At 72.3% G+C, this 11,728-nt stretch carries 10 protein-coding genes; 6 read left to right on the plus strand and 4 right to left on the minus strand.

Annotation, left to right across the window (positions count from 1 at the left end):
• Window positions 1–200: 200 nt before the first annotated feature.
• From ACFY60_RS17925 to ACFY60_RS17945, 5 genes are all read left to right on the plus strand, one after another.
• Window positions 201–986 carry an IclR family transcriptional regulator gene (locus tag ACFY60_RS17925; RefSeq protein WP_309049688.1) on the plus strand — a complete coding sequence of 262 codons (786 nt, stop codon included), beginning with the start codon at window positions 201–203 and terminating at the stop codon, window positions 984–986.
• Between the two features lie 278 nt (window positions 987–1,264).
• Window positions 1,265–2,023 (plus strand): MIP/aquaporin family protein, encoded by a 759-nt coding sequence (locus tag ACFY60_RS17930; protein ID WP_388612714.1) that lies wholly within the window; start codon window positions 1,265–1,267, stop codon window positions 2,021–2,023.
• Window positions 2,024–2,057: 34 nt separating this feature from the next.
• Window positions 2,058–3,584: a glycerol kinase GlpK gene (glpK, locus tag ACFY60_RS17935; protein WP_309049686.1), complete on the plus strand. Its 1,527-nt coding sequence runs from the start codon at window positions 2,058–2,060 to the stop codon at window positions 3,582–3,584.
• 16 nt (window positions 3,585–3,600) lie between these two features.
• Entirely contained in the window at window positions 3,601–5,205 is a 1,605-nt protein-coding gene (locus ACFY60_RS17940; protein WP_309049685.1) for a glycerol-3-phosphate dehydrogenase/oxidase, read from the plus strand.
• Window positions 5,206–5,393: 188 nt separating this feature from the next.
• A complete protein-coding gene (locus ACFY60_RS17945; protein ID WP_388612711.1) occupies window positions 5,394–6,467 on the plus strand; it encodes a PAC2 family protein in 1,074 nt (357 codons plus the stop codon).
• Between the two features lie 357 nt (window positions 6,468–6,824).
• On the opposite strand, the gene mshC is transcribed toward ACFY60_RS17945, so the two are convergent.
• The 4 genes from mshC to ACFY60_RS17965 form a co-directional block, all read right to left on the minus strand.
• Window positions 6,825–8,054: a cysteine--1-D-myo-inosityl 2-amino-2-deoxy-alpha-D-glucopyranoside ligase gene (gene mshC / locus ACFY60_RS17950; RefSeq protein ID WP_388612709.1), complete on the minus strand. Its 1,230-nt coding sequence runs from the start codon at window positions 8,052–8,054 to the stop codon at window positions 6,825–6,827.
• A 243-nt stretch (window positions 8,055–8,297) separates the two neighbouring features.
• On the minus strand, window positions 8,298–9,104 hold the full coding sequence (locus ACFY60_RS17955) for an SCO1664 family protein (RefSeq protein ID WP_388612707.1): 807 nt from the start codon (window positions 9,102–9,104) through the stop codon (window positions 8,298–8,300).
• Window positions 9,101–9,691, minus strand: coding sequence for a DUF3090 domain-containing protein (locus ACFY60_RS17960; protein ID WP_309049680.1), 591 nt, complete (start codon window positions 9,689–9,691; stop codon window positions 9,101–9,103). Before ACFY60_RS17960 ends, ACFY60_RS17955 begins: the two co-directional genes overlap by 4 nt.
• A gap of 64 nt (window positions 9,692–9,755) precedes the next feature.
• Complete coding sequence (locus tag ACFY60_RS17965; protein WP_345282472.1) at window positions 9,756–10,445, minus strand: histidine phosphatase family protein; 690 nt, start codon at window positions 10,443–10,445, stop codon at window positions 9,756–9,758.
• A gap of 203 nt (window positions 10,446–10,648) precedes the next feature.
• On the opposite strand from ACFY60_RS17965, the gene corA reads away from it, so the two are divergent.
• The gene (corA, locus tag ACFY60_RS17970; RefSeq protein ID WP_388613013.1) at window positions 10,649–11,641 is read left to right on the plus strand and encodes a magnesium/cobalt transporter CorA; all 993 of its coding nucleotides are present in this window, start codon (window positions 10,649–10,651) and stop codon (window positions 11,639–11,641) included.
• Window positions 11,642–11,728: the final 87 nt, after the last annotated feature.

Genomic DNA, 11,728 nt, shown 5'->3' on the forward strand with positions numbered 1-11,728 from the left:
GCTGTCGGCTTTGCACGCTCGGGGGAGCGTGCACGGGGTCAGCGTAACCGCGAGCCGCCCGGGGTGGACACGGCGTCCCACGGGGCGGACGGCATCCTGTGTGCGAGGACTCCCGGTACGGCCCCTTCTTCACCGACACTGTCAGGTGTGACGCAAGGTCGGCATGGACCGATAGTGTTCAGCATTGTCGAACAGCACAGATGAGGGAGAAGGGCCGGGCGATGGCGAAGAACATCCAGTCGCTTGAACGGGCGGCGGCGATGCTGCGACTGCTCGCGGGCGGCGAGCGCCGGCTCGGCCTGTCCGACATCGCGTCCTCGCTCGGGCTGGCCAAGGGGACGGCCCACGGCATCCTGCGCACCCTCCAGGCCGAGGGCTTCGTGGAGCAGGAGCCGGCCTCGGGCCGGTACCAGCTGGGCGCGGAGCTGCTGCGGCTGGGCAACAGCTATCTGGACGTGCACGAGCTGCGCGCCCGGGCGCTGGTCTGGACGGACGACCTGGCCCGGTCCAGCGGCGAGAGCGTGCACCTGGGGGTGCTGCACCAGCAGGGCGTGCTGATCGTGCACCACGTCTTCCGGCCCGACGACAGCCGCCAGGTGCTGGAGGTGGGGGCCATGCAGCCGCTGCACTCCACGGCCCTGGGCAAGGTCCTGTCCGCGTACGACCCCGTGGCGCACAGCGAGGCCGTGGAGGCGGAGCGGGAGGCGTTCACCCCCCGTACGACGACGGAGCTCGGGTCCTTCGAGGAGCTGCTCGACATGACGCGGGCGCGGGGCTGGGCCGCGGACGTGGAGGAGACCTGGGAGGGCGTGGCCTCGGTGGCCGCGCCGATCCACGACCGGCGGCGGATGCCGGTGGGGGCGGTGGCGGTGACCGGCGCCGTGGAGCGGGTGTGTCCGGACGGGGAGCTGCGGCCGGAGCTGGTGGCGGCCGTGCGGGACTGCGCCCGCGCGGTCTCACGGGACCTGGGGGCCCGCCGCTTCTGACACGCACGGCCACCGCCCCCGTACGCTGCGGACCGCTGTCTCGAACCCGCCGGTAACGATCGCGTTATCGGCGGGTTTTTCACTTCCCAGGGCCTTGACGCGCTGTTAACCAGAGGGCAAAACTTCCGTTCATCGGTCGGCATTGTCGAACAGCTACCGGCAATACACGTTAGAGTGTGGCAGTGCCAAGGGCCGGAAACGCCCTCCCACGAGGGCGCGGACCACCGGAGAAACCCGGAGTTCGCCTTCCCCCTGGACGAAGGACAAAGGAGTCGCGGGTGTCCAGCTCCGACATCTTCCTCGGCGAGACCATCGGTACCGCCGTACTCATTCTTCTCGGCGGTGGTGTCTGCGCCGCCGTGACGCTCAAGAGCTCCAAGGCCCGTGGTGCGGGCTGGCTCGCGATCACCTTCGGGTGGGGCTTCGCCGTGATGACGGCCGTCTACATGACGGCTTCCCTCTCCGGAGCCCATCTGAACCCCGCCGTGACGGTCGGCATCGCGTTCAAGGACGGCGACTGGAGCGACGTACCCGTCTACTTCGCCGGCCAGTTCCTCGGCGCGATGATCGGCGCCGCGCTGGTCTGGGTGGCGTACTACGGACAGTTCAAGGCCCACCTCACCGACCCCGGGACCCTCGGCGAGGAGCCGATCGAGGGCCCCGGTCCGGTGCTGGGCATCTTCTCCACCGGTCCGGAGATCCGCAGCGCCTGGCAGAACCTCGCCACCGAGATCATCGGCACCGTCGTCCTGGTCCTCGCCGTGCTCACGCAGGGCCTCAACGACAGCGGCAAGGGCCTCGGCGTCCTCGGCGCCCTGATCACGGCCTTCGTCGTGGTCTCGATCGGCCTCTCGCTCGGTGGTCCGACCGGGTACGCGATCAACCCGGCCCGCGACCTCGGTCCGCGCATCGTGCACGCCCTGCTGCCGCTGCCGAACAAGGGCGGCTCCGACTGGAGCTACGCCTGGGTCCCGGTCGTGGGACCGCTGATCGGTGGAGCCCTCGCCGCGGGTATCTACTCCCTCGCGTTCGCCTGAGCCGTCCTCTTCCAGACTTCCCTTGGAGCACATCGTGACCGACGCACACACCGCGGGCCCCTTCATCGCGGCCATCGACCAGGGCACCACCTCCTCCCGCTGCATCGTCTTCGACAAGGACGGCCGGATCGTCTCGGTCGACCAGAAGGAGCACGAGCAGATCTTCCCGAAGCCGGGCTGGGTGGAGCACGACGCCGCCGAGATCTGGACCAACGTCCAGGAGGTCGTCGCGGGCGCCCTCGACAAGGCGGGCATCACCTCCGCCGACGTCAAGGCCATCGGCATCACCAACCAGCGCGAGACCACCCTGCTCTGGGACAGGAACACCGGTGAGCCCGTCCACAACGCCCTCGTGTGGCAGGACACCCGCACCGACACCCTCTGCAAGGAGCTCGGCCGCAACGTCGGCCAGGACCGCTTCCGCCGCGAGACCGGCCTGCCCCTGGCGAGCTACTTCTCCGGACCCAAGGTCCGCTGGCTGCTGGACAACGTCGAGGGCCTGCGCGAGCGCGCCGAGCGCGGCGAGATCCTCTTCGGCACCATGGACTCCTGGGTCATCTGGAACCTCACCGGCGGTGTCGACGGCGGCGTCCACGTCACCGACGTCACCAACGCCTCCCGCACCATGCTGATGAACCTCCACGACATGGCCTGGGACGAGCGCATCCTGTCGTCGATGGAAATCCCGGCCGCCGTGCTGCCGGAGATCCGTTCCTCCGCCGAGGTGTACGGCACGGTCAAGGGCGGCGTCCTCGACGGCGTCCCGGTCGCCTCCGCGCTCGGCGACCAGCAGGCCGCCCTCTTCGGCCAGACCTGCTTCGCCGAGGGCGAGGCCAAGTCCACGTACGGCACCGGCACCTTCATGCTGATGAACACCGGTGACAAGATCATCAACTCCTACAGCGGCCTGCTGACCACGGTCGGCTACCAGATCGGCGACCAGAAGCCGGTCTACGCCCTGGAGGGCTCGATCGCCGTCACCGGCTCGCTCGTCCAGTGGATGCGCGACCAGATGGGCCTGATCAAGTCCGCCGCCGAGATCGAGACCCTCGCCTCCTCGGTCGAGGACAACGGCGGCGCCTACTTCGTGCCGGCCTTCTCCGGCCTCTTCGCCCCCTACTGGCGCTCCGACGCCCGCGGTGTCATCGCCGGTCTCACCCGGTACGTCACCAAGGCGCACATCGCCCGCGCCGTCCTGGAGGCCACCGCCTGGCAGACCCGCGAGATCACCGACGCCATGACGAAGGACTCCGGCGTCGAGCTGACCGCGCTGAAGGTCGACGGCGGCATGACCTCCAACAACCTGCTGATGCAGACCCTCTCGGACTTCCTGGACGCCCCCGTGGTGCGCCCCATGGTCGCCGAGACCACCTGCCTCGGTGCCGCCTACGCCGCCGGCCTGGCCGTCGGCTTCTGGCCGGACACCGACGCCCTGCGCGCCAACTGGCGCCGCGCGGCCGAATGGACCCCTCGCATGGACGCCGAGAAGCGTGACAGCGAGTACAAGAGCTGGCTGAAGGCCGTTGAACGCTCCATGGGCTGGCTCGAAGAAGAGAACTGACGAGGAGTAATTCGAGATGACCACCCCGCAGACCGTTCCCGCCCTCGGAGCACGCCCCGCCGCCGGTTCGCTCCCGACCCGCGCCGAGACCAGAGAGCAGCTTGCCAAGGCGACGTACGACCTCCTGGTGATCGGCGGCGGCATCCTGGGCATCTCCACCGCCTGGCACGCCGCGCAGGCCGGTCTGCGGGTGGCCCTGGTGGACGCCGGCGACTTCGCCGGCGCCACCTCCTCGGCCTCGTCCAAGCTGCTCCACGGCGGCCTGCGCTACCTGCAGACCGGCGCGGTGAAGCTCGTCGCCGAGAACCACTTCGAGCGGCGCGCCGTCTCCCGCCAGGTGGCCCCCCACCTGTCCAACCCGCTCACCTTCTACCTGCCCGTCTACAAGGGCGGCCCGCACGGCGCCGCCAAGCTGGGCGCCGGTGTCTTCGCGTACTCCGCGCTCTCCGCCTTCGGCGACGGCGTCGGCCACCTCCTCTCCCCCGCCAAGGCGGCGCAGGACGTGCCGGAGCTGCGCACGGACAACCTCAAGGCCGTGGCCGTCTACGGCGACGACCAGATGAACGACGCCCGCATGGCGCTGATGACGGTCCGCGCCGCCGTCGACGCCGGCGCGGTCGTCCTCAACCACGCCGAGGTCACCGGGCTCCGCTTCACCCGCGGCCGGGTCACCGGAGCCGAGCTGCGGGACCGCCTGTCCGGCGAGGAGTTCGGCGTCACCGCCCGCCTGGTGCTCAACGCCACCGGCCCCTGGGTCGACCACCTGCGGAAGATGGAGGACCCGAACGCGGCCCCCTCCATCCGCCTGTCCAAGGGCGCCCACCTCGTCCTCAAGCGCACCGCCCCGTGGAAGGCGGCGCTGGCCACGCCCATCGACAAGTACCGGATCACCTTCGCCCTTCCGTGGGAGGACATGCTGCTCCTCGGCACCACCGACGAGGAGTACGAGGGCGACCCGGCCGAGGTCGCGGTCAACGACAAGGACATCACCCAGATCCTGGACGAGGCCGCCTTCTCCATACGGGACCAGCAGCTCGACCGCTCCCTCATCACCTACGCCTTCGCGGGCCTGCGGGTGCTGCCCGGCGGCCCCGGCGACACCTCCAAGGCCAAGCGGGAGACCGTGGTGACCGAGGGCCGGGGCGGCATGCTGTCGGTGGCCGGCGGCAAGTGGACCACGTTCCGCCACATCGGCCGCACCATCATGAAGAAGCTGGAGTCGCTCCCGGGCCACCCGCTCGGCGAGGACTACGAGCCGGTGTCGGCGCTGCCGAAGCGGCTGCCGCTGCCCGGCATCGCCAACCCGAACGCGGTCGCCCACCGGCTGCTGGTCGACGGCCCGGCGCCCGGCCCCCGCATGGCCGCCGACACCGCCAAGCACCTGGCGACGCACTACGGCTCGCTCTCCTTCGAGATCGCCCGGATGGCGAACGAGAACCCGGAGCTGGCCCGCCGGATCCACCCCGACGCCCCGGAGATCTGGGCGCAGGTCGCCTACGCCCGGGACCACGAGTGGGCCGAGACGGCGGACGACGTGCTGCGCCGCCGGACGACGCTGACCATCCGCGGTCTCGCGACGGACGAGATCCGCGCCGGGGTCGAGTCGATGCTGCGGAAGTAACTCCTGTACGCAGAGGGGCGGTTCCTCCTGGAGGGGCCGCCCCTCGGGCGTGCCGTGTGGGGCGGTCCGATCCTGGGTAGCCGATCAAGGCCGCACGGGCCTGCGGGGAAGTCCGGGGGCTGCGGGCGGGCCGCCGGAAAGCCGTAAGGTTGGTCCGTACGACAGGAACTTCGAAAAGGAGGCGCTGGGTGATCGAGCTCGAGGGGGTTCCCGAGCTGATCGACCCGGTCATGGTGGCCGCGTTCGAGGGCTGGAACGACGCCGGCGACGCCGCCTCCACCGCGGTCGCCCATCTGGACCGGGAATGGAAGGGCGAGGTCTTCGCGGCGCTCGACGCCGAGGACTACTACGACTTCCAGGTGAACCGGCCGACGGTCTTCCTGGACAACGGCGTCCGGAAGATCACCTGGCCGACGACCCGGCTCTCCGTGGTGCGGGTCGGCGGGGACAAGCCCCGTGACCTGGTGCTGGTGCGGGGGATCGAGCCCTCGATGCGCTGGCGGTCCTTCTGCAACGAGCTGCTGGGCTTCGCCCACGAGCTGGGCGTGGAGATGGTGGTGATCCTCGGCGCGCTGCTGGGCGACACCCCGCACACCCGGCCGGTGCCGGTCAGCGGTGTGACCTCCGATCCGGACCTGGCCCGGACGATGGACCTGGAGGAGACCCGGTACGAGGGTCCGACCGGCATCGTCGGCATCCTCCAGGAGGCGTGCACGCACGCGGGGGTGCCGGCGGTCAGCCTGTGGGCGGCGGTGCCGCACTACGTGTCGCAGCCGCCGAACCCGAAGGCGACGCTGGCGCTGCTGAACCGCCTGGAGGACCTGATCGGGCTGCGCATCCCGCTGGGCGAGCTGCCGGAGGACGCGCGGGCCTGGCAGCTGGGCGTGGACCAGCTGGCGGCCGAGGACAGCGAGGTCGCCGAGTACGTGCAGACGCTGGAGGAGGCCCGGGACACCGCCGAGCTGCCGGAGGCCTCGGGCGAGGCCATCGCCCGGGAGTTCGAGCGCTATCTGCGGCGGCGGGACCCCGGTGCGGGCCCCGGCGCTCCCGGTCCGGGTCCCGGGGTGGCCACGGAGGGCGGCGACACCTCGTACCTCCGGGACGCGGCCGGCGGGCGCACCCGCCCGCCGAAGCCCGACCAGCCGGGGCCGGAGGCGGTGCCGGGCGCCGAGCCGCCGGCCGAGGCGGTCCAGGACGACCAGGCCGGCCCGGACGGCCCGCCCAGGCCGGACGGCGAGGACGGCGGCTCCGAGGAGGAGTGACGGGACGGAAGAGGAGGGGGCGCCCCGGCCGGGGCGCCCCCTTCGCCGTGTCCCGGGCCGACGGCGGGCGGGGCGCGGTGCGTCAGGCGCAGGTGAACCGGCCGCCGCCCGGTCCGCGTGGTCGCCGCTCCTGGAGCCGTTGGTGTCGGTGACCTTCAGCCGGAACTCGGGCGGGCCCCAGCCGTTGGTGGAGCGCAGCCGGAGTGCACCGGCGACGCAGCTCTCATGCGCAGTGATGAGCGTAGGGGACTTCCTACGCGGAACCGTGCATCCCGACAGGACAAAAGGGAACCGCCCTCGGACTTCGCGCGGAAGTCCGAGGGCGGTCGTACGAACGAGCGGCACGGGGCCCCGGGGTTACAGGGCGACGCCCAGGAGGGCGTCGACGGCGCGGGAGACGAGACCGGGCGCGGACTCGTCCGTACCGCCCTGCGCGTTCTGGAGCGCGGCCCAGCGGTCGACCGCCGCGAGCGCCTTCGGGGCGTCGAGGTCGTCGGCGAGCGCCTCGCGGAGCTCCTCGACGAGGGCGTCCGCGGAGGGGCCGTCGGGGCGGGAGACGGCGGCGCGCCAGCGGCCGAGGCGGTCCACGGCGTCCTGGAGGACCTGGTCGGTCCACTCCCAGTCGGTGCGGTAGTGGTGGGAGAGGAGCGAGAGCCGGATGGCGGCGGGGTCGACGCCCTGGCGGCGGAGCGCGGAGACGAAGACCAGGTTGCCCTTGGACTTCGACATCTTCTCGCCGTCGAGGGCCACCAGGCCGGCGTGGACGTACGCCTTGGCCATCGGGTACTCGCCGGTGAGGCTCTGGGCGTGCGAGGCGCCCATCTCGTGGTGCGGGAAGATCAGGTCGGAGCCGCCGCCCTGCACGTCGAAGCCCATGCCGAGGTGGTCGAGGGCGATGGCGACGCACTCGATGTGCCAGCCGGGGCGGCCGGGGCCGAGGGTGCCGCCGTCCCAGCTCGGCTCGCCCTCGCGGGCGGCCATCCACAGCATCGGGTCGAGCGGGTTCTTCTTGCCCGGACGGTCCGGGTCGCCGCCGCGCTCGGCGGAGAGGTGGCGCATCAGGTCGGCGTCGTAGTGCGAGACCGAGCCGAAGTGCGGGTCGGCGTCGACGGAGAAGTAGATGTCGCCGTCGAGTTCGTAGGCCGCGCCGGAGTCACGCAGCCGCTCGACGAGCGGAACGATGCCGGGTATGGCCTCCACCGCTCCGATGTAGTGCTGCGGCGGCAGCATCCGCAGGGCCGTCATGTCCTCGCGGAAGAGGGCGGTCTCGCGCTCGGCGAGACCGGTCCAGTCGATGCCGTCGCGGATCGCGCGCTCCAGGAGGGGGTCGTCCACGTCCGTCACGTTCTGGACGTAGTGCACCTGCCGCTTGGTGTCGAGCCACACGCGCTGAACGAGGTCGAACGCGTTGTAGGTCGCCGCGTGACCCATGTGGGTCGCGTCGTAGGGCGTGATGCCGCAGACGTAGAGACGGGCGACGGGGCCGGGGGCGAGGGTCACTCGTCCGCCGGTCGCGGTGTCGTGGATCCGGAGGTCGCGGCCCTTGCCGGGAAGGGCGGGGACCTCAGAAGCGGGCCAGGCATGCATGACCCGAGCGTAACCGGACAGCCGTTCCGGATACGAACCGGAGGAGAGATCTTGACCGATTAGACGGTCTTGCACGTCAGGGCCGCGCGTGCATACCCCCCAGGGGCCCGCCCCCGGCCGGAGAAGTGGCCGAAACCCTACGGTCACGGCCCGAGTGTGACGGACGCCTCGCCGCCCGGGCCACCGGCCGCGGCGCAGTTCGTCAGGTCCGGACCACGCCGGGCCGGCGCTCCCACGGGGCGCTCAGACCGGCGGCCAGGGGATGGCGGGCCACTGCCCGGACGGCACCGGATGCCGCCGGTGCTCCCGCAGCGCCCCGACCCTGGCGCGCAGCGCCTCGATCTCGGCGGCGGTGAGCAGCCGGGACAGCCGTTCCGCGAGCGGCTCCCCCGCGGCCAGGGCCCGTCCGAGCCCGTCGAGGACCTCCAGGGCCTCGGCGGGCAGTTCTTCCCCCGCCCAGCCCCACAGCAGGGTCCGCAGCTTGTCGTCCACGTGGAAGGTGACCCCGTGGTCGATGCCGTACAGCCGTCCGTCCGGGGCGGGCAGCAGGTGCCCGCCCTTGCGGTCGCCGTTGTTGATGACGGCGTCCAGAACGGCGAGCCGCCGCAGCTCGGGGCTGTCGGCGTGGACGAGGAGCGCGGTGCGGCCCTCGCCGACCTCGGCCGGTCCGACCGCCTTCCAGCCCTCTCCCGGCTCCGCGTCCTCGGTGAGCGCGAGGAGCCGCGCCTCCGGGTCGGCCTCGATCCACAGCTGGACCATGCCCTCGCCGTACGGTCCGTCCCGGAGCACGGTCGGCGGGACGAGGCCCCAGCCGGTCGCCTCGGAGATCTCGTAGGCGGCGACCTCGCGCTGCGCGAGCGTGCCGTCGGGGAAGTCCCACAGGGGCCGCTCCCCCGCGACCGGCTTGTAGACGCAGGCGGCCTCGCGGCCCTCGTGGGCGACGGAGCAGTACAGCACCGCGTTCGACGCCTCGCGGACCCGGCCGCGGACGGTCAGCTCACCGCGGGCGAGCAGTTCGACGGCCGGCAGGGTCTCGGGGCTGCTGCTCATGCTCCGCGACGGTACCCGTTCTGGCGGGGGCACACGTGGCCTTCGGGGTCGAGCGGCAGGCTGCACAGGGGGCACGGCGGCCGGCCGGCGTTCACCACGTCCAGGGCGCGCTTCGCGAACGCCCGCGCCTGGGCGCCGGTGAGGCGCACGCGGAGCATCGGCGGGCCGTTCTCCTCGTCCTGGAGCAGCCGTTCCTCGGCGGCGGCGAGGTCCTCCTCGGAGTCCGCGTCGAGTTCGACGAGCGCCTGTGCCTCGACGATCATGCGCTGCTCCTCGCCGTCCCAGGCGAGCGCCATGGTGCCGACCCGGAACTCCTCCTCGACGGGCACGTCGAGGGGGGCGGTGTCCGCGATGTCGGCGGGGGCGACGGCCGGGACCGGGGCGTTGCCCCCGGTGCGGCGCACCACCTCGTCGAGGAGTTCGTCGATGCGCTCGGCGAGGGCCGCGACCTGCGCCTTCTCCAGAGCGACGCTGGTGACCCGGCCGGCCGCGGAGGCTTGGAGGAAGAAGGTGCGGCGGCCAGGCAGCCCGACCGTACCGGCCACGAAACGCTCCGGTGGGTCGTAGAGGAACACCTGACGGGACACGTTCCCGGCTCCCTTGCGTCTCGACGTCGTTACAGCGGCGCGTCCACCCTACTGCGGGAAGCGATCACGGTGCGCCCGCGCCGCCCCCGACCTCCGCCGCCCCGCCGTCGCCGGGCGTCTCGCGCGGGGCGAGGGCCGCGAAGTCGCCGGTGTCGCCGAGCCGGACGAGGAAGGGCCGCAGCCGGGTGTAGCGGATGACCGTGACCGAGCAGGGGTCGACGTGGACGCGCTGGAAGAGGTCGAGGTGGAGTCCGAGCGCGTCGGCGACGAGGGACTTGATGATGTCTCCGTGGGAGCACATGGCGTAGACGGCGTCCTCGCCGTGCTCGGCCTCCACGCGCGCGTTCCAGTCCCGTACGGCCTCGACGGCGCGGGCCTGCATGCCGCGCATGGACTCGCCGCCGGGGAACGCGGCGGCGGAGGCGTGGGCCTGGACGACCTGCATGAGGGGCTCGTCGGCCAGTTCGGCGAGCTTGCGTCCCGACCAGTCGCCGTAGTCGCACTCGTTGATCCGCTCCTCGATGTGGAGCGGCAGACCGGGCCGGGCGTCCAGGAGTGGCCGTACGGTCTCCCGGCAGCGCTGGAGCGGGCTGGAGACGACGGCGGCGAGGGGAACGTCCGCGAGGCGCCCGGGCAGGGCGGCGGCCTGCGCGACCCCGCGCTCGTCGAGGGCGACGCCGGGGGTGCGCCCGGCGAGGACCGCGGAGGTGTTGGCGGTGGAGCGTCCGTGCCGGACGAGGATCAGCGTGGCCATGTCCGCCAGCGTAAGCGGCTCCCCGCGCGCGCGGGGCGGGGACGGGGCCGCCACCTGCCGGCCGGGGCCGTCGGTCGCCGCCTGGTGTGGGGACGGGAGGCGCGGGTACGGGCGGAGGACGGACGGCTACGGACGGAGGCGCGGGTGCGCGGCAGGCGGCACGGGACACGGCGGAAGTGCGGGGCGGGAACGGGCGGGGGAGAATACGGCGCGTGATCGTGGACTCCGCCCTCTACCGGGACGGGCGCCGTACCGACGGCCCCGCCGACCTCTCGCAGGCCCTCGCCGAGGCCCGGGCGACGGGCGACGCCTTCCTGTGGGTGGGCCTGCACGAGCCGACCCACGCCGAATTCGAGCACGTGACGGCCGAGTTCGCGCTGCACCCGCTTGCCGTCGAGGACGCCCTGAAGGCACATCAGCGACCCAAGCTGGAGGTCTACGACGACTCGTTGTTCGCGGTGCTCAAGCCGGTGGTCTACGAGCCGGAGAGCGACCGGGTCACCTCGGGCGAGCTGATGGTCTTCATGGGCGACTCGTTCGTGGTGACGGTCCGGCACGGCGAGGGAGCCCCGCTGGCCGCCGTGCGCAAACGGCTGGAGGCCGATCCCGAGGTGCTCCGGCACGGTCCGACGTCGGTGCTGTACGCGGTGAGCGACGCGATCGTGGATCACTACATCGACGTGGCCGGGGAGCTCCAGGTGGACCTGGAGGAGCTGGAGGCCGACGTGTTCGCGCCGACCGGCGGCAAGGCGGGCAACACGGCCGAGCGGATCTACACGGCCAAGCGGCAGGTCCTGGAGTTCCGGCGGGCCGGCGGACCGCTGGCGGGGCCGATGTCCCGCCTGACGGCCGGCACGGTGCCGTTCGTGAACGAGCACTCCCAGCCGTTCTTCCGGGACGTCAACGACCACCTCACCCGCGCCAACGAGCAGGTCGAAGGGCTCGACCGGCTGCTGTCGGACGTGCTGTCGGCCCATCTCGCGCAGATGGGCGTGCGGCAGAACGACGACATGCGGAAGATCTCCGCCTGGGCCGCCATGGCCGCGGTCCCCACGATGGTCGCGGGGATCTACGGCATGAACTTCGACCACATGCCCGAGCTGCACTGGGAGTGGTCGTATCCCGCCGTGATCGTCCTCATGGTGGGGACCGTCTTCGGCCTCTACCGGCTGTTCAAGCGCCGGGGCTGGATGTAGCGCACCGGCCCCGGCGCTCACGGGTGGCCGTCCCGGAGGCGGAGGGCGGGGGCGGTGCGGGCTCGGCCGAAGGAGTGAGGCCGGGGC

It is taken from the genome of Streptomyces sp. NPDC012827 (genome assembly GCF_042900905.1).
Classification (GTDB): Bacteria; Actinomycetota; Actinomycetes; order Streptomycetales; family Streptomycetaceae; genus Streptomyces; species Streptomyces gulbargensis.

Excerpts from the sequence above, each read along its gene's own strand:
- ACFY60_RS17925 (WP_309049688.1), top strand. The coding sequence starts at position 201 with ATGAGGGAGAAGGGCCGGGCGATGGCGAAGAACATCCAGTCGCTTGAA.
- ACFY60_RS17940 (WP_309049685.1), top strand. The coding sequence starts at position 3,601 with ATGACCACCCCGCAGACCGTTCCCGCCCTCGGAGCACGCCCCGCCGCC.
- mshC (WP_388612709.1), bottom strand. The coding sequence starts at position 8,054 with ATGCATGCCTGGCCCGCTTCTGAGGTCCCCGCCCTTCCCGGCAAGGGC.
- ACFY60_RS17955 (WP_388612707.1), bottom strand. The coding sequence starts at position 9,104 with ATGAGCAGCAGCCCCGAGACCCTGCCGGCCGTCGAACTGCTCGCCCGC.
- ACFY60_RS17965 (WP_345282472.1), bottom strand. The coding sequence starts at position 10,445 with ATGGCCACGCTGATCCTCGTCCGGCACGGACGCTCCACCGCCAACACC.